The sequence below is a fragment of the Bacillus cereus group sp. MYBKT14-1 genome (assembly GCF_051915185.1).
Taxonomy (GTDB): domain Bacteria; phylum Bacillota; class Bacilli; order Bacillales; family Bacillaceae_G; genus Bacillus_A; species Bacillus_A cereus.
Genome location: NZ_JBQAEF010000015.1, coordinates 77,817 through 100,822, shown reverse-complemented (window position 1 = coordinate 100,822; position 23,006 = coordinate 77,817). Strand labels below are relative to the sequence as shown.

Sequence of the window (23,006 nt, the reverse complement as noted above, 5' to 3'; positions counted from 1 at the left end):
ACGCTTCTTTCCGTTCAGCTAACATTCTGTTATACACGAAACGTACACAACCGAAGGTTTTACGCATAAGATGTGCTTGGTCTTCTGTTGGATACAAACGGAATTTATATGCTTTATTCTGCTTTGTCATATCATTTCACCTCACTTTTCACTTTGATTTTCAATATATGTTTTTACTACGTCTATTGGCGAACCACCAGTAGTTAGCAAGCAAAAACTTCTTGACCAAAACATCTCTTTCCAAAGTTTCTTTTTCACTTGTGGAAAGTCTCTTTTAATAAGTCGAGAACTTGCACTTTTATAAGCATTGATGAATTTTGTCATTTCTGTATTAGGGTGTGCCTTGAACAAAATATGAACATGGTCTACATCATGATTCCATTCAACTAACGTGATGTTATAGTTTTCAGATAGTCGAACAAACATATCTTTTGCATAGTCTGACATATCATCATTAAACACATTTCTTCTGTATTTTACGACCAACACAAGGTGATAATACAACAAGAATACTGAATGATTATTACTATCTAATTTCATTTATATACCAGCCTTTATAATTTATAAGACTGATTATATCAGAGGCAAAATAAAAAGGAAAACCTTTTGGCTACGCTAAACTGAAATTCATCTCCCACCTACCGTTGGGCTACGCCCTTCACACGCTTGAGGAAGGAGAATTCTTTCGGGAAATTCGTTAAAAAAAGTAAGAGAATATTGATGTATACACAAGAAAACATTTTATAAAAAATTAATAGAGACACAAAAGGAAAAACAAATTTTCTAATCAACGGAGTTAGAATACCTGGAATCATTATTACTGTAGATAAATTTTCAGGGCTGATCCCCCCAGCAATAGAAATCAACAATTCCCTTATAATCAAGCAATTTCAATAGTTGTTGTATAAACTATCTTAAACTCTAGTGGCTCATTATTAATATATGAGGCACTAAAAAAGGAATCCTTATTAAAAGGATTCACCACAGAAAGATATACATCAATAAAAAGAATTAATTATAATATAAAAATAAAAGAAATATATTGAGAAATATATAATAAAATTGAATATTCTTTCTTTTTATCGTAAAATCAATATGAGTCAAGTGACAACATCTCTCTAACTCTCCTAAAAGAATCCTTTATGACATGGGGATTCTTTTGCTTTGGACAAAGTATTCTTATTTTAACATTTGCAAAAAACCTCTTTTTAACCAACTACTCAACAAATATAAGTAAGGATTTAGTTTTATAAATATTTTTTTGATCTAACCAACAGGTAATAGTCTTCAATATTTGTTAGATGTAAAAATATCCTAAAAAATAAAAAGATGCTCTATCAATACTGTAAGAAGACTTGCTGCTAAACATGCATTTTTTCATTGTACCTTTTATAATCTGAGCTTTTTAACACTAAAGAATTAAGTATAGATTTATAGCCATGAATTCTTCTATTTGTACATATAATATTCTTTATATCTCTCAAAATTTGTTTTTTTTGTTCGTGTTGATGTTATGGGTGATTTTAATGATTTAGATACTGCTACCTGCTTTGGGGTTTGTAATGTGCCCCGTTTCTTAAGTTCTCTATACAAACTACTCACATTGCACCTCAGATTTTTTGCAATAGTTGGATATTCCTCTCCTTGATTAAATAATTGTACTGCTTTTTTACATTTTATGTCCCATTTTTCTTCTGACGTTTGAAATTTTTGAGTTCTTTTTTTAACTCTATTTTTTTCTAAATTAATACCCTCTCTTTCTATTTTACATCGCTTGGAAGAATACTGTTCTGCGTCTGCCTTACGCCCGGAATGCTCCTCCTGTAAACGTATCATTTGTACTTTTTTCGCAATTTCTCTCAAGTTAAAGTCACCTCATTTCGTTTGATAAATTCTATCAGTACTTGATCACCCTATTGTCTGTATCCCCAATCATCGTTTATAAATAAGCTATAAATACTCAAATTCCCCTTATAATAGTTTTCAATCTAATATTTACGGAAAATTATAATCAATTCTATCTTTACACAATTGGAAACTATAGTAAATTGATAATGTTGACACAGAATATTCTAAACTTTAATTCAAACTATACAAATCAGTAAACTAAACATTTTATTTGCTTAAAAAGTCAAAAATATCGTTTTCGCTTAGCAAAACACGGTATTCCCTATTCAGAGTCATGCAAAACAAAATACTTTATCTACTGTAGCTATGGCACAAAGAAAAAGAATGCAGACATGTACTGCACTCTTTTTTAGTAACCCCTATATCAATTTTTCACCGCAGTCAGCTCCTCCATTATTAGAAGAACTAGACTTTACGCTTGTGAATTTATTATTCTGCAGTACATCAGCTTTTGCAGCTATATTTAACAACACTCTTACTATCATCCTATTTCAAGTTAAATTTAAAGACCTAATACTCCGACAATCTGACATGCCTTAGAATTCACAATATGATAATACATCTCTAATCCCCTTCTTTCTGAGCGAAGAATTTTCCCACGCATTTTAGATAAATGCTGAGATACGGTAGATTGAGGCACATCTAATAGCTCTGTTAACTGTGTTACATTACAAATTTTGTGGCGTTCTAGCTCTTTCACAATTTGTAATCTAACTGGATGGGCCATGATTTTTAATAGTTCTATATCCGCCTCTGGAATTTTGTACATTTCATTACTAACTTGCATTGTTGTCATTTTTTATTTCTCCTTTTTTAACTCTTTTTATTTTTTATCTATTTATAGGTATTTTGTGTTTATTCGAACATATTGTTCATAATCACTGTATTGTTTAATCTTTTGTCTCTCTCAGGTTTAATATATAGAAGTATTATGATAGCTAAAAATCCAACAAAAGATAGCATAGGTATCAAGATGAAACCGAATAAATTTAAGTAATCTTTTGTGCAAGAAACTCCTACTGAACAAATCTGCATCTCACTATTAGGAAACGCTTGAATTGTAATTTGATATACAGATAACATTAAACCAATACACGCAAATGGAAATGCATACGTGCTTACGTGCGAATCTTTTCTATATATCCCTATCCCCAATATTAATACTAATGGATACATGGCCATTCTTTGGTACCAGCACAAATCACATGGCGGCAGCTTCATCCATTCACTAAAAAATAAACTAATTAACATTGCACTAGTAGCTATCGTCCAAGCAATTACAATGTGATACTTTTGAATGATCAACATCTTATTTTCATCTCACCTATTTTTTTAAATACAAAACATTTGCTAATATATGACTAGTTTATTTCCTTGTTTCGAGTACCCTGTTTCAATAGAAAGTATCCAATCATTGATATCTTCCCAGTCATATCCCCTCTCTTTTAATTCTAGAGGGAAAAGATTTTCAAAATCACCACGCATTTCGTACATGGTTTCTAATGCTTTTTCTAGCGGACCAAATCTATATACGATGTGTGTATGTACTTTTTTGTATTTCTTTTCTGCTACAACTAAATATACATACCGTCTTTCATTCGCTAAAACAAACTTTAAAAATCCAGGTACTTGACTCACCTTTCACACTCCTTTTCGGTTTTCCTTACCAAACTTAAAAGAATATGAGTAAGGAAAACCATTTAGCTTTAATTACTAATTTAATAAATGTTCCGTTTTTTTGCTTTGAAAATACAAGAAAACGCTCATCATCACAATATTTATTACACCAGCTGCAGCACCAATTTTTGAGATAACATACACATATTCATTATTACTAACTGGCAATAGACTCGCGAAAATAAATAAAATTGAAATGATAAAGGATAAGAGCATATTTCTTTTGTTTTCATTCATTCAAAAAACCTCCATTTTGCACAAATATTTGTATTGCAATGGGTTAGGGTGTTAATCTGCATCATTACGGTTATAATGCCGGTTCTTTTCATCTACAAAGACTTTAATGCTCCATACGCCAACCTTTGATTCTTTTGCTTCGTTTTCTGCTTCTTTCATTTCATATAGAAATGTAATATTAGGTCTAGAAATATAGGCTATAATCCCATAACCCGACTTGACCATTAATTCGTAGATGTGTATTCCATCGCAAAATACATAAGCCAATTTCCTATGGTATTTGTCTTCTTTTGGTCCCCGATCATAAACAAATAATAGCTACATCTAATAAACAAACGGACTCTCTATTGTATTTACTTCTCGATAATTACAACATAGGCAAAACTCTATCCATTTTGGATAATCATTATAAAGTGCTCTAAATGAGCGTTTCTTACAATTCGGACATATTGACACTATGTTTTTTTCATTTTCTTCCTGACTTTTCAATTTTTCAAAAGAAACATTAGTAGATGCTATATTACTGGTACACAATATACATCCCTCTTTTGAGTCTTGAAATCTTAAAAACAAATAAAAAAGGACACACCTATCGCATATGTATGCGTAGGTGTGTCCTTTTGCAAGATAGTTTTAGAAGTATTTTGTTACTTTCATCATATCACAATTCTCATTAATTTTATATATGAAATTTAAGATTTTACGATATTATTTCTTTTTCTTATGTATAAACATAATGCGTTGTTTTTGTATAACATAGCTTAATTTTGCATCAAGTTTTTCTCCTTTATTCCTATTTTCAAAACTTGAAATTGTATTGGTCATATTCTTTTCTAATAACCTTTTTTATTTCGTGCTAGTTATTTTCTTTTTCAACATAATGTTATTTTTCTTTTATTTTGGGTAAACAAATATTACAGGTAGAAAAACGTCTCTTATTCTAAAATAATTCCCTCCACACAAAGATACTGTCTCGGACAAGCATACAACTTAATAAATATATTTTAGGAAGGTTAGAAAAAATGGATATTTTATTAGCGATTTTACCAGCCTTATTTTGGGGAAGTATTGTACTCTTCAACGTTAAACTAGGAGGCGGTCCTTACAGTCAAATACTTGGAACTACCCTTGGCGCTCTTGTTTTTTCTATTGTGGTTTATATTTTTATAAAACCCGTTTTGACGCCCATGGTGATAATTATCGGGATTATATCAGGCCTATTTTGGGCATTAGGACAAGCCAATCAATTAAAAAGTATTAATTTAATTGGGGTTTCTAAAACAATGCCTATTTCAACAGGGATGCAATTAGTTTCGACTACTTTATTTGGGGTCATTGTATTTCATGAATGGTCAACAACAACATCTGTTGTATTAGGTGTTCTGGCACTTCTTTGTATCATAATCGGAATCGTTCTCACATCCCTCCAAAGCAAAGAAGAAAAAAACGATAAACAAACAGGGAATTTCAAAAAAGGGATTGTGATTTTATTAATTTCAACTCTTGGTTACTTAGTATATGTGATAATTATCCGCCTATTCAGTATAGACGGATGGTCAGCGCTATTACCACAAGCCATTGGTATGGTGTTAGGTGGAATTCTACTAACCTTTAAGCATCAACCATTTAATAAATATGCGATTCGCAATATTATTCCTGGTTTAATTTGGGCAGCAGGAAATATGTTTTTATTTATTTCCCAGCCGCGTGTAGGGGTGGCAACAAGTTTTTCCCTTTCCCAAATGGGGATCGTGATCTCAACTTTAGGTGGAATTTTTATATTAGGTGAAAAGAAAACAAAACGACAATTTATTGCGATTGTCATTGGAATTATCTTCATTATTGCAGCTGGCATTATGTTAGGAATTGCTAAAGGATAAAAAGGAGGAAAAAATTATGTATACAGATTTAAAAGGGAAAGTTGTTGTTATTACAGGTGCATCCACAGGATTAGGAAAAGCGATGGCAATTCGTTTTGGAGAAGAACAAGCCAAAGTTGTAATTAATTACTATTCAAACGAATCAGAAGCAAATGAAGTAGTACAAGTAGTTAAACAAGCAGGTGGAGAAGCGATTGCGGTAAAAGGAGATGTAACAGTTGAATCAGATGTTATCAATCTCGTTCAATCTGCTGTGAAAGAATTTGGTACACTGGATGTCATGATTAATAATGCGGGTATTGAAAATTCAGTACCTTCACATGAAATGTCATTAAGTGATTGGAATAAGGTAATTGCTACGAATTTAACAGGGGCTTTCTTAGGAAGCCGGGAAGCAATTAAATATTTTGTTGAGCATGATATTAAAGGTAGTGTTATTAATATGTCAAGCGTTCACGAGCAAATTCCATGGCCATTATTTGTACACTATGCAGCAAGTAAAGGTGGCGTTAAGCTAATGACAGAAACATTAGCACTAGAATATGCACCAAAAGGAATCCGTGTAAATAATATTGGGCCTGGTGCTATGAATACGCCGATTAATGCTGAAAAATTTGCGGATCCAGAAAAACGTGCCGATGTTGAAAGTATGGTTCCTATGGGATATATCGGAGAACCGAAAGAAATTGCAGCGGTAGCAGCATGGCTTGCTTCTTCACAAGCGAGCTATGTAACAGGTATTACACTGTTTGCTGATGGTGGTATGTCACTATATCCATCTTTCCAAGCTGGACGTGGTTGATTAATATATAACTAAATTAGTTATTTTCAATATGTTTAAATGCGGCAGTTAGCTTTTTTATTGAATAACTTTTTAATTATTCGTGACATCACATACATTTTGTAAGAAATACACTTTTCTTTCTGTAGAATTATAGAAAAGGATAATGTTATTTTATTTTAGGTTTACAATTTCGCTTTAGTTAAATGTCGATGGGTAAAGAAGCCCTATAATAAATTTAATATTATAATCAAAAAAAGGAATACCTTATAATAAAGGATTCCTTTTTTTTGATTATATAGCTGCTATTTAAAAACAAAAAATGTTATACAAGCGATCTTAATCCAAGACTTCATCGTATTAACTATTAAAAAATTTAGATGTTAGCTATATTTCTGAAGTATACAATGTGACCATTCCATGTGTTCTATTTTCACTTGATATAATTAATTTGGTAATATTCTTAGGCGTAAATCGATATATAGAAATAGTTGGACCAGGATTATTAGATTTAAAGTGAATAACTTCTTCATTATCAATAAAACCTTGAATATAGCTTTCACTTCCTTCAAAAAATTGAAAATGAGCTGACACTGATATAATCTCGCCAGTGTTCTCAAATAAAATTATTGAATTTCTATATGTATCAAAATTAATAAGTTTCATTTTTGACATAATTAGGATGCTCCCTTCTATGAAAGCATGATGATTAAAGCATACTACCATTTAAAGCAATTCTTTTATTACCATGTGTAAGTTCTAATGTTTTATTGAGAAAATACAAGCCATCTTGCTGATGTGAAATCATAATTAATATATTACAAAGATTGTAATTTTGAAGTATCTCATACATAAGATTTCTTGTATCAATATGTAAATTAGATGCTGCTTCATCTAATATTATTATATCCCTTTTTGTGAGGATAGCCCTTAAAAAGGCTATGAATTGTGCTTGACCTCCTGAAACACTGGAACCATCTTGTACAATTATAGTATCTAATCCATTCTCAAATCTGTTGAGATGTGATGTTAAATGATACCTTTTCATTAACTTAACTACATCTTCTTTCGTTTTATTTGTTTGTCCATATAATATATTATCTAATATAGTTCCTTTAAACAAAAATATATTTTGTGAAACTATACCTATTCTATCTCTAACACTTTCTTTATGTATTAAGTTATAGTCAATATTATTTATCAATATCTTTCCACTTTCAGGTTGATATAAACCTGTTAATAATTTTATAAAGGTAGATTTTCCTGATCCATTTATACCATCAATTAATAACTTGTCACCCTTTTCAATTTGCACGTTTAAATGATCAAATATCAAATCACTATTTCCATTATATTTAAAACAAACATCTTTAAATTCTATTGAATTAATTGGTTCTTTCATTATATTTGTACCTAGTGTATTTTCAACATCTAAATTGAAGAACTCCTTAATTCTCTTAATACTAATACACACGGGTTTTAGAGTTATATCTAAGCTGCCTAAAGCTTGGGTAGTCGCAAGGAGTTTAGCCATATAAATTGAAAATGAAGTATACACCCCTATAGTAAGCTGGTTTTGTAAAATTAAAATACCTGATACCAGTAATACTATTACTGTAACAAAGTTATTTGTTACTATTAAATTTTGCATAAAGAAAATAAAATGTAAACTTTGTTTTAGCGCACTTTTAATTACATTATTTAATTTACTCTTAATCTTATTGGTTTGTATATTTTTACCGTTTAATAATTTTATATCCTCTATTCCATTTAAGGTTTCATACATTTCTGCGTTTAATACTGCCGATGACTCGTATACGTTTGTGGTACTTTTTGATATCATTTTAGAAGAATGTTTGGATATTATAAAATATATTGGGATAATAATTACTATGATACCTGTAAGTTTAACACTTAAATTAAACATTATAAATAAAGCAAAGAAAAAATCGAATATACCTGAAAAAACCCTTAATAAATTTGGAGAAAATAATGCACTTACATTACCAGTTTCAGCAATTCTGCTAAGAATGTAACCTTTCTCCTTCTGATTAATATAAGAAAGAGGCGCATCTATAATATTACTTATCATAGATAATCGAATTTCATTAACTACATTTTGTTGTACACGAGTAAATAAATACTCATAACCTATCGATATCAAATAGTTAATACAATAAATTAATAAGAGTATAAGAGTTGTTTTTAATAATTGATCGTAGCTTTTGTTTAATAGTATAACTTTATCAATAATGTAGCCAATAATATATGGTATCGGTGCGATAATCAAAGAAGCTATAACCATCCCAATTAAACCAAAAGCTAACAAAGTTTTTGTATTTTTCAAATACGGATATAAAAATAATAATTCTTTATAAGAAATTTGAATTTCATCTTGTTTATTTATCTTCTTATTCACCCTCTTTCTCCTCCTTTGTCTATTTATTATATTAATTTACGAATCAATATAATGAGGTTTATATAATTCCATAGATATCTTGAGACCTTATCCCGACGCATTATCTATGGAATTATATTGGTTTATCCTCAGAAACTTAACAATATTCATCTCATCCAATCATACTAATTTTGCCCTACCATTAATGGCTCCTTAATTATTTCAGGGACATGATTTTTAAACCATTTACATTTATCGCCAATTTCTTGTGCTTTTATAAAGCTTCTTAAGAAGCATGTACTACAAAAACGTTTATTTTCACACTCTTTACATTCCTCAGAGTCCATTTGAGGTGCTTGTAAGTTAAAAAATGCATTAATGTATTTGAATTTTTCATCATAAATATCTTTAATATTCTGTTCAAAAACATTACCTATACTGTTTTTCAAATCATCTAAACTATGCATAGTACACATTTTAATTTCACCATCAGGCGCAATCACAATATGTGATGTTATTGCACCACAATTCCTAATCTCAGCGCGCGCACCTTCATATAATGAAACAAATTTAGGATATTTTTTATTTATTTTCAACAATGCTTCACCATATGTTTTAACATCCTCTTCATTTAAATAAAGATCACTACATCCTAAGGCTCTTCCCATGGGTATTACTGGAGATACCCCAATACTATCAATCCCTAAATTATGTACCCATTCAGCTATATCTTCTACCTCGTGCACATTCAAATGTGTAACTATTGTGGCGATCCGCAAACGAACATCATTTTCGGCTAATTTCATTATGTTATTTTTAATTTTATGAAGTGTATTAGGAACTTTAAAGAACCAAGTCAAATAATTATCATCTAAGCTATGCATATCAATTTGCACAAATGTTTTCGACTTATTTTTTATTATTATGTCCATAACTTTATCAGAAAGAGCTATACCATTGGTCAACATTGTTATTTGAGAAAAATCCAAGTTAAGTGCATATAACAATATCTCTTTTAGATTTGGATGTACTGTTATATCACCGCCCGTAAGTTCAATTAATTTCACTCCTATATTATTTAAGTCATCTAATAAGGATTTTATTTGATCTAAGCTCATTACTTTTGGCTTTACTGCTCCAAAATCTCCATAGCAATGACGACATCTTACATTACATCTGTTTGTGATTTCAATTGAAGCCACTTTTGGATATATAGTCTGTTCTTCAATTAAATTAACTGGTACATTTATAGGTTCTTCTTGCGTACCAATGTTCATATTGTAAACTTTGGATACATTATTTAAAAATGCATTTAATTTCTTTTCAATACTTATTGGATCTTCACTGTATTTTAAAGACAAGAAAGATACAACTTGTCCATATGTTTTAGTACCATCAATTAACTCAATAATTTCAGTGGCGGTTTTATTTATCGTAAATGTATTTTCGTTTTTGAGTGTGGGAGCGCTTTCGTTTGGGTTTTTATGAACTACCAACATAGATTCATAATTAGATGTGAATTTTCTTATTTCTAGCTTTTCTTTCCAAAATAAATAGCCATTCACTTTAATCATCTCCTATAAAATTTAAATTTGTTTTTAGTTTATGTATTACAAAAATCCCATACTCGTTTTCGATAAATTTATAGGACTTATTCTTAACATAACTGTTTGTCATTAGAATAAGTCCTAATTTAATTTCACCATAAACACTCTCACATTTTTAAATTTTAACTTGCAGTACTAGCTCCGGTTGCCGCAGTAACTAGATTTAATAACTCTACAGAACATGCTGCACATACTAAGCAACTCCAACAAGTCCAATCCCTTGGTTGTACTACTGGTGTTTCCATTTAGAACATCTCCTTTTTGGTTATTTATTTTTCTTCTAGAAAATTCATTTGACCAAAAGTGCTCATTCTCTTAGTGCCTTTAACCAAAAAACTTCTAAAAGGATATTAGCTTGCAGTACTAGCCCCTGTTGCCGCAGTAACTAAATTTAATAATTCCACAGAACATGCTGCACATACTAAGCAACTCCAACAAGTCCAATCCCTTGGTTGTACTACTGGTGTTTCCATTTAGAACATCTCCTTTTTGATTATTTATTTTTCTCCTAGAAAGTCTAATTTGACCAAAAGTGCTCATTCTCTTAGTGCTTTTAACCAAAAAACTTCTGAAAGGATATTAGCTTGCAGTACTAGCCCCTGTTGCCGCAGTAACTAAATTTAATAATTCCACAGAACATGCTGCACATACTAAACAACTCCAACAAGTCCAGTCCCTTGGTTGTACTACTGGTGTTTCCATTTGACCTACCCCCTTTTCTGTATTGTGTGGTGCGACTAAAGTATAACTCCCTATGTTTTCTAAAAACAATCAAAAAATTTCAAACATTTTGTGTGTGTTTCTTTAATATTTTGTGACATATATTTACAAAACTTTCTTTTTGGTTTATTTAAAATAACAAATATCTTTATTAACTGATACTAAAAATTTTATTTATGAAAAGTTATTTAATCGCAGTATATCTTGTTAAACTGCTTTTTATAATTTATAATGTTAACTGTGTATGGTGTGTATGGTGTGCATTACATAACATAACACTCATCGATAGAGAGGTTGTTTAATGAAAATAGTCTTAAGTAATGTATCAAGTCTGCCTTTATATCAACAGATAAAGGAGCAAATTAAGGAATCCATATTTAACAATGAATTAAAAGAGGGTGAACAATTACCATCAATCCGCTCACTTGCTAACGACTTACATGTAAGTGTACTTACTACAAAAAGAGTTTATGCAGAATTAGAAACAGAAGGCTTTATTATTACAAAGGTTGGAAAAGGGACCTATGTAGCTCCTACAAATTTAGAGTTGTTAATGGAGTCCAAACGCCGGATGGTAGAAGTTAAACTTACTGAAGTTTGTCAAATGGCTCGTAGTATAGGTATTCATGCAGATGATCTCCATTCAATTTTAGATTTAATTTTAGAGGAGGAGAATGAAAAATGAATGTTGTGTTAGAAGTAAATAATTTAAATAAATCTTACGGAAATTTTTCGTTAAAAGATGTTACCTTTTCACTTAATACAGACTGTATAACAGGATTTATCGGTACAAATGGTTCTGGAAAGACCACTACAATTAAAGCGATTTTGGGTCTTATTTTAAAAGATTCTGGGAAAATTAATTTTCTAGGAAAAGATATGGATAAGCATGAAAGAAAGTCTAAAAACAAAATTGGTATTGTGCTAGACGAGGGCTATTTTTATGATGAATTAACAGTAAAGGAAATGAAAAATGTTATTGCTCCATCCTACACTGAATGGGATGAAACAGTTTTCCAAAATTATATTAAAAAGTTTAACTTAAATCTAGAACAAAAAATCTCTACTCTATCCAAAGGAATGCGAATGAAATTTGCAGTTGCATTAGCCCTATCCCATCATGCAGATCTATTAATAATGGATGAACCAACAAGTGGCTTGGATCCATTAGTACGGAGTGAATTAATGGATATTCTCCTTGATTTCATGAAAGAGCCGGGGAAAAGCGTATTTTTTTCCACTCATATTACATCTGATTTAGATAAAATTGCTGATATGATTATTTTAATTGATGATGGGAAAGTTTTAGTAAATGATGAAAAAGATGTTTTAATAGATACACATGCATTGGTAAAGGGCGACAACCGCTTAATTAATAAACAAACAAGACCTCTTTTTTTAAATTTACATCAAACTCACTATGGATTTGAAGGGATTACTAATAAAAAAGATGATGTACGTCGACTCATGCCTGATGTATTAATAGAAAGACCAACTATTGAGGAGATTATGCTTTCATATATTGGGGGGAACATCCATGTTAATTAACCTAGTGATGAAAGACTTTTTGTTAGTCAAAAAATATTTTCTAATCTTACTCGTTTTTGCTGCTATAGCTCCTATTTATCTTTCTTCACAATTACAATTAAACGATGGCGGTCTTGTTAGCTTTCTTTTAACCGTTATTTTGATGGAATATATTTTGTTCGGAACGGTATCCAAATTTGAGGATCAGTACAAGGGAGCGGCTTTACTTTGTGCTACCCCATACACACGAAGCGCATTTGTAAAAGCGAAGTACCTTTTTCTTTTTGTAATTTTTATTTGTGCAGCTATTATCCGTATAATCATTTCAGTTGTCGCACCATCGGGTATAGAAAGCCTGAGCGCTAGCGCTCTTGGAATAACTTTTTTAACTCTAAGTATTTTATTTGGTGTACTACTTCCTGTTCAGTTTAAATTTGGTTATGACAAAACCAAAATCATATCACTTTTAACTGCTTTTTTAATACCTTTTGTTGCTCCTACTCTTATAAGGGGACTACAATCAAGTGATATTGATTTCAAAAGTATTTTTCCATTCTCACCAACTGTCCTAACATGGATGCCTTGTTTCATCTCAATTATTATTGGTTTTATATCAATGATAATATCTCTGAAAGTATATGCAAAAAAAGATTTATAATTTAAATTTGAAATCATAGGAATGAGTAATTAAATACTTTATATATTTAATTACTCATTCCCTTTTATTTAATTCTCTTCTCTAATGAACTTATTCCTAAAATACATTTTATCGATATCAAAGTGAATAAATTTTTCAAATCACTAATTCCCTTAACATCTCTTTTCATTAACGATTTAGTAAACTAAGGATTATACATAATATATCAAGAGGTGATTTTATGAAAAAAATAATTAAATTCCTTTTGTTAATTAACTTGATTTCCGGAACTTTCATACCTATTACTACAGTTCATGCTGAAAGTAAATCACAATATTACACTATAATGTTGAAGAATTATGAAAATAACCAAAAACTAGCTAGTAAGTTTCAAAAATATGATATGCAAGTAGTCTATAGTGTCCCAGAGATTGGTGTTATACAAGTGAAAGCTACCGAAAAAGCAATGAATATTGTTCATTCGGATCCTAATATAGATTCATATAATAAGTCATTACAATCGTTTAATTCAAGAGAAGTAGCAACCAATGTCTCTTCCCCTCTACCCTTAAATGAAATATGGGAGAATCAATGGGATATGCAACAAGTAACCCATAATGGTGATAGCTATAGACTATATCCAGGAACTAAAAATGTAACTGTTGGTATCATTGATTCAGGCATTGATATAAATCATCCTGATTTAAAAGATAACATTTCACCTGGATCTAAAAATTTAGTACCTAAAGGCGGATTTAGAGAGCAAGAATCTCAAGAAACAGGTGAATTAAATCGCCTAATAGATCTAAGAGGACATGGAACTTTTACTGCTGGACAGGTTGCAGCTAATGGTTTTATGAAAGGGGTTGCTCCTGGTATTGGAATTAAAATGTATAGAGTGTTTGGTAATGGAGCAGGTGAGGCTATTTGGGTTATTAAAGCCATAGTTGAAGCTGCGAAAGATAATGTTGATGTTATCAATTTAAGTTTAGGCGAATACCTCATCAATGGTATAGTATCTTCTTCAGACGGTGAATCTAGTGAGGAATTATCCGAAATTAAAGCTTATAGAAAAGCCATTAAATATGCTAAATCAAAGGGAAGTATTATAGTTGCTGCGGCTGGTAATGATGCTCTTGATGTTACTAACAAGCAGGAAATGAATGATTTTTTCAGAAAAAAAAATAAAAATACTGGGATAACATTTACTGGAGAAGTATTAGATGTTCCTGCTGAGTTGCCAAATATAGTAACAGTTTCATCTGTTGGTCCATCTAAATTACTCTCCTTATTTTCAAATTATGGTGAAAGTTTTATAGATATTGCTGCACCTGGAGGAGATAATAGATTATTTCAGCAATATGGTTTAGAACAGTGGGTAAAAAATAAGTTAATGTTAAAAGAACTAATATTAACTACCGCCCCTGGTGGTGGCTATGCTCTCTCTATAGGGGTTTCACTTGCCGCTCCAAAAGTGTCAGGTGCTTTAGCATTAATTATTGATAAAAATAATTTTAAAAAAAATCCAGATAAGGCCGTGAGATATCTTTATAAAAATGGAGTTAGCAATGATACCCCTACTAATAAAAGTTTTTTTGGTAATGGTTTGCTTGATGTCTATAAAGCGATTTCCCAATAAAATATATACACTTCAATTTGGTTTTAAACTAACAATTGATAGTGATTTGTTGATGGAACCTTTATTTAAAGCAAGTCTAATTGCCTTAAATAAAGGTTTTTTATTATATTGAATTAAATTTTTCCATATCCATCTATTAGATTCCCTATTTAGTCATTCTTGGATCCCACTTTTACTAATAACCTTAACAAGTGGTTATTTGCATAATTAGACTATTGTATCCAAAATTAAAAAACACTATTCTTCCTTTATATTTCCACAGAGAGAAAGGCGTTTTCCCCTCAGATATTTCTCTAAACTTTTGAGAGAGATATTAATGGAAGATTGTTATTCCCTATGTTCCTCTACCACCTTATAGTAATCAATTTTTTCTTCAATAAACATTATACTACTCGGAGTATACCGAGTGTATTTTTGTAAATAATAAGATTGTTAAATGTTAAATCGAGGAGGGTTTGTATGCAAGATCGTAAAAAATCTATAAAAAGTCCTGGTTCTGTTATGAAACCAGATTTTGCTGAAACAGATGCACAAAAAGTGAAACAAGAAATTCAAAATGATGTAAGAGCAGGACAAGGAGCAATGACTTCCCGAGAGGCAGGGGCAATGCGAGATTAAGAAAACACTCCTTACTGTTTTTTTCTTCTCTAGAACTTTAACTAGTAAGGAGTTATTCCAGAACTATTTTAGCTTTTTACGTTTATCATTTAGAAACATATTGCGTTTCTTTTGTAGATCACAGGTTAATTTTAAAGCAAATTTTTCTCCATTAAATCTCTTTTTTCAAACTAAGATTATTTTCTTTTAGATAATTTATTGCATCTTTGTTCACCGTTCGTAAATCTATACCTTGTTTCTCTGCTGCAAATGAACATCCACAATAACACTGACGGAAAACATCATATTCATTACACATTTCAATTGAACGTTGATATCCATTACTTTTTTTGAAATCACTTGGTAAATAACGCGGATCATAATTTTTTTGCACACCGATTCCAAGTTCATTTATTAATTGACTATTTTTATTTTTAGAAAGAGTAATGGCACTCCCAAAGTAATCAAAACCTTTTTCTTGTGCTACCTCAGCTGAACGATCCAATCTCATATCAAAACAAGCTGAACAACGAAGCCCGCCTTCTGGCTCTTCTGCCAAACCTTCTTCTTTTACCATTTTAAAAAATACATTTGAACGGTAGTCATCCTCAAGAAATCCTACTGTGTGCCCAGTACGATCATTGAACTTTTCTACAAAGATCTTTTGTTCATTAGAGCGTCGCATGTACTCACTTTTCGGATGGATATTCGAATTCGAGAAAAAAATCGTAATATCTGCATGTTCTGCAAGAAATTCTAAAGAAGCAGTACTACAAGGAGCACAGCATGAATGAAGTAACACCTTTGGTCTTTCGTTCCTTGCTTCCCAATCATTAATCATTTTTCTTAATACTTTATCATAATTTATTTTCTGATTCTTCATTTTCTTTAAATACGTTTCTACATCTAACACTTCTTTCACAACTAAACCTCCTGTTTATTTTTATTTATTTTATCACTTAAATTCATTAATAAAATATAGTAATGTATGTATTTATCGATCGTAAAACGGTTCTTATGACCTTTGATGATGGCTAAAATACTATATGTATTCTATTACCTCTATTTCTAAAATAAATCCTTAATCCTTCTTTTTCATCACAAAATCTTTTGGGTTACCTTTTAACTGGTAATACTTCACGTTAAGACGAATAACTACTACGATGATTACCAAAAATCCTATTATATATAACATTGTTCCTTTCTCCGTTTCTTATTGTTTAGCGAACTTATTCTGTAAATACTTCACTTGTTTATTTTCATTATTTTTATGAGTAATATTTGCTTGCAAAATAGTTTGGTAAATATGCTCGACCTCGTCTTTTGTTAATTTCACATCAATATAGGATTCGATACATTTTTTTAGATCGTTATAATATAGGACATGTTTATCTTTAGAATGAACATTTACTCTTTTTAGGCTGCATTTTGGATGAAACACTGCAATAGAAATACACGGCAGCTGCTGTTCCATCACCCATTCAATTGCTTTCATGTGTTTATAGTTTTGTCGAAATGGATTTTGAAAAGAGTGTTTCTTTCTAAAAATACCTTGTGTCCATCTTGCTGCCTTCTCACTTCCATAGATCCAGCCCTCATAGTTCTTCGTCTCTATAACAAATATACCTGTTTCTGCGATTACAATATGGTCAATTTGAGTTGTATCACCATACTCTGTATGAACCGTCACATCATGTAACACCCGATACCTTTCGTGATCTAATTTGCTTAATTTACGTTTTATCATCTTTTCTCCGGCTTTCCCTTTCCATTTTGGTACATGTTTTTTTACCATAATATTTATCGGTATCAGAAGCACAATTAGAATTAATTCAAATATTAATACTTTCATAATATAAGCCTCCTTTTCACACTCTTGTATTTCTACGCATTAAACGATATACATGAGTTTCTAATCCTAAAATATAATATGAGATACATAAACCTTTTATCACCATCTCTATGAATCCTAATGCTAATGAAACAATGAGTCCGCCCCGAAATTGAAACGGTCTTGTCACCCTCCGATTCACTGGCTTTTCAATTACTCCAAAATTAGCCCAGGTTGGCAAACGCTTTTCTACATTTTTTACAGTGCCCATTAATCCATATTTCAATGACAAAATGAAACATCCAATTAGTAAATATACAATAGAAGAAAAAAAGATAGATAGGCCCATAGCGATAATTGTGAGCAGCCAACCTATCAAGATAGAATTTCGTAAAGCGGCATATTCTTGATTTCTTTTCAAAACAAGCAATCCTTTCAAAATAAATTAAGGCATTTTTAAACAGGTGAAATACTTTTCTAAGTTAAATATTATTTTAGTTTCTATCTTCCTCGTCTGTTTTGTAGGCATACCAGCTCTACTACAAGGAGTGTTCATTCTACAAATAGAAATCCTTTACAACAAAAAACGATTAAAAATCGAACGAATTATCCCCTATATCAGAGGAGATATTTGCAGAATACGAAAGGAAAAATCAGATGGGTAGATAAAAGGTACTGAATGAACATTCAGTACCTTTTGCATCTATATATATTTCTTTACATATTCGCAAATAACCATGGAGCCAGTAAGGCTAACATACATAGTAAACAAGATCCCGTTATAACGCGATTAGACCAACGATAATACTCAGGTTGTTTTGTACTCTCATGAATTCTTCGTAAACGAATTCCTGCAATTAACATAAAGGGTGTAAAAATAAGTGCTGTTGCTTTAAACAGGTCTAAAAAATCCGTGAAAATGTTCATAAACGAAAATACATCCGAACTAAATAAGAAATATACACTTAATCTCATTGTCATCATACTAACGAACGAGAAAATCATACTCCCTGTTGCCCATTTCATCCATTGACCATTCTTTGTAATTAACGCCATAACCATGACAATAACACCTAATATGAAAGAGATAGAAAAGATATTTACCCCTACTTTAAAAGCTGGTGCATACATACCCTCAACTTTTTGTATAATTGATGACCCAAATGAATCGTCTTTCTCTGTCGTTTTTGTTCGATTGTTTAATCCTTCGTTAAAAGATGAAGAAACATCATTTCCTTTCAATTCATTAAAATCCACTTTTACAGATGCATGAGCTGTATGTAAAGGTATGAGTACTAGGATCATAAAAACAAATGTACATAAAACTCCAATCATCCCTTTTTCTCGCTTCACAACACATCACCCGCTAATTTTGGCTTAATGCTCTTTAATTTGATTTCATTTCCTTCTGCAACATAACGGAGATCTGCGGAATAATAGATATTGGCTTTTGTATATGCCCCCATAATCGCATTTGCAATTTCTTCTTTTTCTACTGCTACATATGTTTCATTTTCATTATAAAACTCTATTTCAATTCGATTAATATTATTATTTAATACTGTTATATGTAACTCTTTTAAGCTATTCAAACGATTTCCTAAACCACACACTAGCTTAAATACCTTACTCGCAAGTGTAGGTGGCTTAACATACGTCGTATTAAAATGAATCGTTTCATCATCTATAACACCATCTTCCTCAACTGCGCACGTCATAATGAAAGAATGATTTTGTTTTTCAATTTCTTGTTGATTTAACTTGCGATCAATGACATATTTCAGACTTGTTGATAGATTTTCTATATATTCATCCAGTTCAGTATTTGAAATTTTAACCTCTGAGAATTCTGGGAAAATCATGTAAGCGTGCATATTAGAACTACTTTTACTTACACGTAATACCTGTACCTGTTTCTTTTCATAGCGCACCGTTTGTTCCAATTTTTTTACTACATTGTTGCTTATATGATCTATTATCATATTTCATCAGCCTCCAGTAATTTTAATAAAATAATTTTTACAATCTCATGTATATAAAGCATTGCAATATTTTGCTGAGGTCTCGAAACTCATATTTTATGACTAATAATCACTTTAATCTTAAAACATCTTAATATTACAATGACGTACAGTGTTTCATTATAGTCGAATATTCTTATATGGTGAATCGTTCTGTTTCACTCATTTGCATAAAAATAAAAGGCTATTTTATCCTTATACAAATGAGTGAGAACATACTGTATTTCATGCTATTTATCTAAGAAAATTTAACTGGGAAATGGATGTTATACACTCCCTAGTCATCTATTATTTGATTCAACTAATGTATAGAAAATAGGTGGATTCACCTCAAATTTTATATACATTCATATATTTTCTGGTATTATCCCTCCTTCTGTATAAATCCGATAGCACTTCTTATTAGATATCTTTATAAATAATGTTAATCCTTGTTCTCTTTCTGTCACTTTTGCAGTCCACTTTAACGCTTGTGCCTCTTCTACTTCTGATTTTCACTATTAACAAAAAGCACAATTGTTCAAGTTTTAGAAATGTCATTCATGTTCTCACTTAGCATTTACTTCTCCATCCAAATTCTTTTAGACCGATGTAACAAATAAATTGTAAACACTGACAGACCCTTTTCTAATGTAATTTCCTTTGTGAGAGTAGTAATACGCTCTTACTCCTTACTAATCATCCTGCATTCCCTTGGCCAGCAAGAAACAAGACGTTTCACCAATACATTTCCCCTCTCAATTATTTAAATGAATCGTACTTAAACTAGCCCTTTACGAATTTGTTTTTTCCTTTTTCTTCTATGTATTGAAATTAAATAAAATTTTTCCGCTAAATCATTTTTATATGCATAATCATCTACCAGATTTCTAACTGCAATAAAAAAGGAAGCTCCAAGTATTCATATCACTTAGTTCTTCCTTTTCCCCTGTATAAACTACCATCACATGATTTATATCGTAGTTCTTCATTTGCACTCCCTAATAACTTATCTATATCAATCAATATATCATCCGGCTCTTTAGATTACTCTTTTAGATCAACTAATACTATTCAAACATTATTTTATTTCATTTTGTTATGAATCATAAATAATCCCACCTGCAACTTGAAAACAACATAAAAAGGACTTCTTCAAGTCGATTAAAAATGTGCATAACAAAATAAGCTATATATGCACTAATCGGCTCAAAGAAGCCCTTTCAAAATTGAAACAAGAACACAACTTGCTTCTGCAACTCAACCACAACACATAAGGCGTGGGAATAAACGGAATTCAACAAATAACAATATACCTATATATTATACAATTTAGATTTTTGTATCAAGAATTTTTTTATTATCTTTAGTCATTTGTCAGATGTTATACAATCAATAGCATTATCTAATAAGTTAATTCCAAGATCAAATATTATAATATTAATAGTAATCACCAGTGAAGTTTTACTAATAATGATAAATAAAAGACGCCAACTAGCGTCTTTTATTTAATCTTCCATATTTTGATTTTTCAATAATTCAAATTCCTATCTATGAAATATACTCCTCGTACTATTTAGCTTTTTTAGTTTACACTTTACACTCTTTTTCTTCATCTCACTCTTGTATTTCTTCGTACATACGCTGCCTTTCTTTGTTAACAGCTCTAATTTGATCGTAATCAATTAATTCCTGTTCTTCGCCCCTAATTTGTCTTTTTCGCTCTTCTCTCTTTTGTTGTAGTTGATATCTTCTATATGCCTTCTTACCAGTAATTTTTTCACAGTCGTGCGCTAGCTCCTTCGTTTCGTCATGTCCATGTCCGCAAAAATCGTTTGGAATTATAGCACTAGATTTCTTAACAGATTCAGGATTAGGGTCTTCATGTTCTTTGTTCGCCTTCTCCTCTTTAACTACAGTATTACTAAGACCATCTTGCTCTTTGTTCGTTACATTTCTATTAGAATCAAACTTTATTGTCATCGAACCGTGTCCACCGTGACCTAAATATATGTAGATAGAGAACAATTTAGTTGTTTCGCTGGATCCAGGCTTTCCTGCTATCTCTATAACTTTGTCCGCAGACATTCCAACCTTGATTTGATTATACTGTTCTAGTGATACTGTTGATGCGTCATCATGTACATCTTTATAATGCGGATATTTGTCATTAATTTCCTCATCTTTATTCTTAGATTCCTCCACTTGTTGTACCTTTTTTTTCTTCTTAGGTTCTTCTGTATCCTCTTTGACCTTAGGCAGAGTGGACTTCTTCTCTATAATCTTAGGGGGATTAGACTTCTCCTCTTCGACCTTTGCGACTTCTATAGAGTCTTGTTCCTTATATGGCTTGTAATCCCCATCTTCCTTTGCAGAGCAGGCACTGAAAATTGATACAGACGTTGCACTTAATACAAGTAATTTCTTTAATAATTTCGTATTAAATTTCATAATATTATTCCCCCGTTACATATATTAAATTGCCCCCTCATGCTTCCTCCTATAAACGTTATCCTTTCCCTTCGCACATAGACTCACATATAACTTTGCGTCAGCCTCTTCGATATTCATTACAGATCACTTTTTGGCTGTAGTACTTGTACACCCCTATAACATTTCAAGTTGATTAATGTAACCCACAAGTCAGCATCTTTCTCATTATTCGCACTCTATTTCTATCAAATGTCTTAATTACGTATCTTATGCTGCGGAAAGAATTGTATATTAAATGTACTTCGTTATTTACCTTACTCCATTAATCAACGGCTAAGCGTTCAATTAGTGATATGTAAATTTTTTATCTTTCTATTATATAAATTACTGTATATTTAATTATTATAATATTATTTTAGCAAATATTGTTAATCTATTCAACGTTGATTTAAAGGTGTTAAAAAACGAATAAGTGGAATTCTTAACGAATAGAGATGAAATTTCTTTTGCTAATTCACGTAATTTTCACACATTAAAACGCTGCATGTTAATATTTGTTATATAATGAAACCAAGCCTTAAGTAAGATAGTTTCCCTGTTACGAGTAATGAGATAGTTTGTTTCACCTTTTTATATTATCTAAAAAAGAACTTGTAGTGATGCCTACAAGTTCTTTTTGCATTTTTTATCATTTTAACCAAGGAGACACCTAACAAAATGAAGGTGAATCAAATGATGATTAATAAAGCCTATAAATTTTGAATCTACCCACATCTAGCACGAGCAATTCTAGGCAACAAAGTTAATGTTATCTCTTTTCTATCAAGCGAAGGTTTTATAGTACCCTCAGAACGAAATTTTGTGCTAACTTTTACCCATCCAGCTCATTTTTTCGTTTTAAAATATTTCAAAATATGAGCTGGATGGGTACGTATAGTGACCTTCACTTAATTATCAGAAAAACCTTAGCCTTTAATTGCGTACACGCTAATTACGATGATTTCCCAATACCAGCACCATAATGAATCTCTCCTTCTCCCCTTTTTATCAATATTGATAGGTAATAGAGGGGCCAGACACAAAAACAGGTTGTGGAGAAAGTCTTCTTCACAACCTGAGAGTAAGTTATATATC

Annotated in this window: 27 protein-coding genes and 3 pseudogenes; 9 read left to right on the top strand and 21 right to left on the bottom strand. The window is 31.1% G+C overall.

What is annotated here, in order from left to right:
* The coding region (locus tag ACTFO4_RS25175) for a helix-turn-helix domain-containing protein (RefSeq protein ID WP_176342963.1) at positions 1–130 on the bottom strand (130 nt) is incomplete at its 3' end.
* Positions 131–141: 11 nt separating this feature from the next.
* Positions 142–540: an IS200/IS605 family transposase gene (tnpA, locus tag ACTFO4_RS25170; RefSeq protein WP_000762760.1), complete on the bottom strand. Its 399-nt coding sequence runs from the start codon at positions 538–540 to the stop codon at positions 142–144.
* A gap of 180 nt (positions 541–720) precedes the next feature.
* Between tnpA and ACTFO4_RS25165 the strand changes: the two are divergent.
* Positions 721–908 (top strand): annotated as a pseudogene (locus ACTFO4_RS25165) (RNA chaperone Hfq).
* A 541-nt stretch (positions 909–1,449) separates the two neighbouring features.
* On the opposite strand, the gene ACTFO4_RS25160 reads toward ACTFO4_RS25165, so the two are convergent.
* The 7 genes and pseudogenes from ACTFO4_RS25160 to ACTFO4_RS25130 form a co-directional block, all read right to left on the bottom strand.
* Positions 1,450–1,863, bottom strand: a complete 414-nt coding sequence (locus tag ACTFO4_RS25160; protein ID WP_001206765.1) for a hypothetical protein — start codon at positions 1,861–1,863, stop codon at positions 1,450–1,452.
* 547 nt (positions 1,864–2,410) lie between these two features.
* A complete protein-coding gene (locus ACTFO4_RS25155) occupies positions 2,411–2,704 on the bottom strand; it encodes an ArsR/SmtB family transcription factor (protein WP_080495034.1) in 294 nt (97 codons plus the stop codon).
* A 59-nt stretch (positions 2,705–2,763) separates the two neighbouring features.
* Positions 2,764–3,216 carry a disulfide oxidoreductase gene (locus ACTFO4_RS25150; protein WP_440014507.1) on the bottom strand — a complete coding sequence of 151 codons (453 nt, stop codon included), beginning with the start codon at positions 3,214–3,216 and terminating at the stop codon, positions 2,764–2,766.
* Positions 3,217–3,258: 42 nt separating this feature from the next.
* Positions 3,259–3,546, bottom strand: a complete 288-nt coding sequence (locus ACTFO4_RS25145; RefSeq protein WP_074644354.1) for a hypothetical protein — start codon at positions 3,544–3,546, stop codon at positions 3,259–3,261.
* A gap of 75 nt (positions 3,547–3,621) precedes the next feature.
* Positions 3,622–3,822, bottom strand: a complete 201-nt coding sequence (locus tag ACTFO4_RS25140) for a hypothetical protein (protein ID WP_001004897.1) — start codon at positions 3,820–3,822, stop codon at positions 3,622–3,624.
* A 51-nt stretch (positions 3,823–3,873) separates the two neighbouring features.
* A pseudogene (locus tag ACTFO4_RS25135) lies at positions 3,874–4,131 on the bottom strand (thermonuclease family protein); the annotation flags it as partial.
* Positions 4,132–4,146: 15 nt separating this feature from the next.
* Complete coding sequence (locus ACTFO4_RS25130) at positions 4,147–4,356, bottom strand: hypothetical protein (protein ID WP_074625805.1); 210 nt, start codon at positions 4,354–4,356, stop codon at positions 4,147–4,149.
* A gap of 488 nt (positions 4,357–4,844) precedes the next feature.
* On the opposite strand from ACTFO4_RS25130, the gene ACTFO4_RS25125 reads away from it, so the two are divergent.
* Both ACTFO4_RS25125 and gdh read left to right on the top strand, forming a co-directional pair.
* Positions 4,845–5,702: a GRP family sugar transporter gene (locus ACTFO4_RS25125; RefSeq protein WP_119684324.1), complete on the top strand. Its 858-nt coding sequence runs from the start codon at positions 4,845–4,847 to the stop codon at positions 5,700–5,702.
* 16 nt (positions 5,703–5,718) lie between these two features.
* The gene (gdh, locus tag ACTFO4_RS25120; RefSeq protein ID WP_000287794.1) at positions 5,719–6,504 is read left to right on the top strand and encodes a glucose 1-dehydrogenase; all 786 of its coding nucleotides are present in this window, start codon (positions 5,719–5,721) and stop codon (positions 6,502–6,504) included.
* 366 nt (positions 6,505–6,870) lie between these two features.
* Here the strand turns inward: gdh and ACTFO4_RS25115 are convergent, their stop codons facing one another.
* From ACTFO4_RS25115 to tucA (ACTFO4_RS25090), 6 genes are all read right to left on the bottom strand, one after another.
* Entirely contained in the window at positions 6,871–7,158 is a 288-nt protein-coding gene (locus ACTFO4_RS25115; protein WP_086412017.1) for a hypothetical protein, read from the bottom strand.
* Positions 7,159–7,192: 34 nt separating this feature from the next.
* Positions 7,193–8,902, bottom strand: coding sequence for an ABC transporter ATP-binding protein (locus ACTFO4_RS25110; protein WP_440014506.1), 1,710 nt, complete (start codon positions 8,900–8,902; stop codon positions 7,193–7,195).
* 164 nt (positions 8,903–9,066) lie between these two features.
* Complete coding sequence (locus ACTFO4_RS25105; RefSeq protein WP_119684325.1) at positions 9,067–10,455, bottom strand: PqqD family peptide modification chaperone; 1,389 nt, start codon at positions 10,453–10,455, stop codon at positions 9,067–9,069.
* 155 nt (positions 10,456–10,610) lie between these two features.
* Entirely contained in the window at positions 10,611–10,733 is a 123-nt protein-coding gene (gene tucA / locus ACTFO4_RS25100) for a subclass IId bacteriocin thuricin17 (protein ID WP_000449799.1), read from the bottom strand.
* Between the two features lie 105 nt (positions 10,734–10,838).
* On the bottom strand, positions 10,839–10,961 hold the full coding sequence (gene tucA / locus ACTFO4_RS25095; RefSeq protein WP_000449799.1) for a subclass IId bacteriocin thuricin17: 123 nt from the start codon (positions 10,959–10,961) through the stop codon (positions 10,839–10,841).
* A gap of 106 nt (positions 10,962–11,067) precedes the next feature.
* Positions 11,068–11,190 carry a subclass IId bacteriocin thuricin17 gene (tucA, locus tag ACTFO4_RS25090; RefSeq protein WP_000449799.1) on the bottom strand — a complete coding sequence of 41 codons (123 nt, stop codon included), beginning with the start codon at positions 11,188–11,190 and terminating at the stop codon, positions 11,068–11,070.
* A 319-nt stretch (positions 11,191–11,509) separates the two neighbouring features.
* Between tucA (ACTFO4_RS25090) and ACTFO4_RS25085 the strand changes: the two genes are divergently transcribed.
* The 5 genes from ACTFO4_RS25085 (at position 11,510) to ACTFO4_RS25065 (ending at position 15,629) form a co-directional block, all read left to right on the top strand.
* Complete coding sequence (locus tag ACTFO4_RS25085; protein ID WP_000706800.1) at positions 11,510–11,893, top strand: GntR family transcriptional regulator; 384 nt, start codon at positions 11,510–11,512, stop codon at positions 11,891–11,893.
* Entirely contained in the window at positions 11,890–12,756 is an 867-nt protein-coding gene (locus ACTFO4_RS25080; RefSeq protein WP_001103609.1) for an ABC transporter ATP-binding protein, read from the top strand. Before ACTFO4_RS25085 ends, ACTFO4_RS25080 begins: the two co-directional genes overlap by 4 nt.
* On the top strand, positions 12,746–13,393 hold the full coding sequence (locus ACTFO4_RS25075) for an ABC-2 transporter permease (protein WP_000906771.1): 648 nt from the start codon (positions 12,746–12,748) through the stop codon (positions 13,391–13,393). The genes ACTFO4_RS25080 and ACTFO4_RS25075 overlap by 11 nt, the downstream gene beginning before the upstream one ends.
* Before the next feature lie 220 nt (positions 13,394–13,613).
* Positions 13,614–15,011 (top strand): S8 family peptidase, encoded by a 1,398-nt coding sequence (locus ACTFO4_RS25070; RefSeq protein WP_119684327.1) that lies wholly within the window; start codon positions 13,614–13,616, stop codon positions 15,009–15,011.
* Between the two features lie 459 nt (positions 15,012–15,470).
* A complete protein-coding gene (locus ACTFO4_RS25065; protein WP_001154000.1) occupies positions 15,471–15,629 on the top strand; it encodes a hypothetical protein in 159 nt (52 codons plus the stop codon).
* Between the two features lie 151 nt (positions 15,630–15,780).
* Here the strand turns inward: ACTFO4_RS25065 and ACTFO4_RS25060 are convergent, their stop codons facing one another.
* The 3 genes from ACTFO4_RS25060 to ACTFO4_RS25050 all read right to left on the bottom strand — a co-directional run bounded on the left by ACTFO4_RS25060 (position 15,781) and on the right by ACTFO4_RS25050 (position 17,860).
* Positions 15,781–16,521, bottom strand: a complete 741-nt coding sequence (locus ACTFO4_RS25060; RefSeq protein ID WP_425591467.1) for an epoxyqueuosine reductase QueH — start codon at positions 16,519–16,521, stop codon at positions 15,781–15,783.
* Between the two features lie 300 nt (positions 16,522–16,821).
* Entirely contained in the window at positions 16,822–17,460 is a 639-nt protein-coding gene (locus ACTFO4_RS25055; RefSeq protein WP_119684329.1) for a nuclease-related domain-containing protein, read from the bottom strand.
* Positions 17,461–17,476: 16 nt separating this feature from the next.
* The gene (locus ACTFO4_RS25050; protein ID WP_119684330.1) at positions 17,477–17,860 is read right to left on the bottom strand and encodes a hypothetical protein; all 384 of its coding nucleotides are present in this window, start codon (positions 17,858–17,860) and stop codon (positions 17,477–17,479) included.
* 46 nt (positions 17,861–17,906) lie between these two features.
* Here ACTFO4_RS25050 and ACTFO4_RS25045 point away from each other — a divergent pair.
* Positions 17,907–18,108: pseudogene (locus ACTFO4_RS25045) on the top strand (hypothetical protein); the annotation flags it as partial.
* A gap of 48 nt (positions 18,109–18,156) precedes the next feature.
* On the opposite strand, the gene ACTFO4_RS25040 reads toward ACTFO4_RS25045, so the two are convergent.
* The 3 genes from ACTFO4_RS25040 to bamE all read right to left on the bottom strand — a co-directional run bounded on the left by ACTFO4_RS25040 (position 18,157) and on the right by bamE (position 21,890).
* Positions 18,157–18,792: a hypothetical protein gene (locus ACTFO4_RS25040; protein ID WP_119684331.1), complete on the bottom strand. Its 636-nt coding sequence runs from the start codon at positions 18,790–18,792 to the stop codon at positions 18,157–18,159.
* The gene (locus tag ACTFO4_RS25035; protein ID WP_000582596.1) at positions 18,789–19,421 is read right to left on the bottom strand and encodes a hypothetical protein; all 633 of its coding nucleotides are present in this window, start codon (positions 19,419–19,421) and stop codon (positions 18,789–18,791) included. Before ACTFO4_RS25035 ends, ACTFO4_RS25040 begins: the two co-directional genes overlap by 4 nt.
* A 1,635-nt stretch (positions 19,422–21,056) precedes the next feature.
* Positions 21,057–21,890: an outer membrane protein assembly factor BamE domain-containing protein gene (bamE, locus tag ACTFO4_RS25030; RefSeq protein WP_440014505.1), complete on the bottom strand. Its 834-nt coding sequence runs from the start codon at positions 21,888–21,890 to the stop codon at positions 21,057–21,059.
* Positions 21,891–23,006: the final 1,116 nt, after the last annotated feature.

What these genes read in the sequence shown, in the direction of transcription:
- ACTFO4_RS25080 (WP_001103609.1), top strand. Translation starts at nt 11,890, where the DNA reads ATGAATGTTGTGTTAGAAGTAAATAATTTAAATAAATCTTACGGAAAT.
- ACTFO4_RS25035 (WP_000582596.1), bottom strand. Translation starts at nt 19,421, where the DNA reads ATGATAATAGATCATATAAGCAACAATGTAGTAAAAAAATTGGAACAA.
- ACTFO4_RS25150 (WP_440014507.1), bottom strand. Translation starts at nt 3,216, where the DNA reads ATGTTGATCATTCAAAAGTATCACATTGTAATTGCTTGGACGATAGCT.
- tnpA (WP_000762760.1), bottom strand. Translation starts at nt 540, where the DNA reads ATGAAATTAGATAGTAATAATCATTCAGTATTCTTGTTGTATTATCAC.
- gdh (WP_000287794.1), top strand. Translation starts at nt 5,719, where the DNA reads ATGTATACAGATTTAAAAGGGAAAGTTGTTGTTATTACAGGTGCATCC.
- ACTFO4_RS25085 (WP_000706800.1), top strand. Translation starts at nt 11,510, where the DNA reads ATGAAAATAGTCTTAAGTAATGTATCAAGTCTGCCTTTATATCAACAG.
- ACTFO4_RS25055 (WP_119684329.1), bottom strand. Translation starts at nt 17,460, where the DNA reads ATGAAAGTATTAATATTTGAATTAATTCTAATTGTGCTTCTGATACCG.
- ACTFO4_RS25155 (WP_080495034.1), bottom strand. Translation starts at nt 2,704, where the DNA reads ATGACAACAATGCAAGTTAGTAATGAAATGTACAAAATTCCAGAGGCG.
- ACTFO4_RS25140 (WP_001004897.1), bottom strand. Translation starts at nt 3,822, where the DNA reads ATGAATGAAAACAAAAGAAATATGCTCTTATCCTTTATCATTTCAATT.
- ACTFO4_RS25105 (WP_119684325.1), bottom strand. Translation starts at nt 10,455, where the DNA reads ATGATTAAAGTGAATGGCTATTTATTTTGGAAAGAAAAGCTAGAAATA.
- ACTFO4_RS25125 (WP_119684324.1), top strand. Translation starts at nt 4,845, where the DNA reads ATGGATATTTTATTAGCGATTTTACCAGCCTTATTTTGGGGAAGTATT.
- tucA (WP_000449799.1), bottom strand. Translation starts at nt 11,190, where the DNA reads ATGGAAACACCAGTAGTACAACCAAGGGACTGGACTTGTTGGAGTTGT.
- tucA (WP_000449799.1), bottom strand. Translation starts at nt 10,961, where the DNA reads ATGGAAACACCAGTAGTACAACCAAGGGATTGGACTTGTTGGAGTTGC.
- ACTFO4_RS25070 (WP_119684327.1), top strand. Translation starts at nt 13,614, where the DNA reads ATGAAAAAAATAATTAAATTCCTTTTGTTAATTAACTTGATTTCCGGA.
- ACTFO4_RS25065 (WP_001154000.1), top strand. Translation starts at nt 15,471, where the DNA reads ATGCAAGATCGTAAAAAATCTATAAAAAGTCCTGGTTCTGTTATGAAA.
- ACTFO4_RS25115 (WP_086412017.1), bottom strand. Translation starts at nt 7,158, where the DNA reads ATGTCAAAAATGAAACTTATTAATTTTGATACATATAGAAATTCAATA.
- bamE (WP_440014505.1), bottom strand. Translation starts at nt 21,890, where the DNA reads ATGAAATTTAATACGAAATTATTAAAGAAATTACTTGTATTAAGTGCA.
- ACTFO4_RS25075 (WP_000906771.1), top strand. Translation starts at nt 12,746, where the DNA reads ATGTTAATTAACCTAGTGATGAAAGACTTTTTGTTAGTCAAAAAATAT.
- tucA (WP_000449799.1), bottom strand. Translation starts at nt 10,733, where the DNA reads ATGGAAACACCAGTAGTACAACCAAGGGATTGGACTTGTTGGAGTTGC.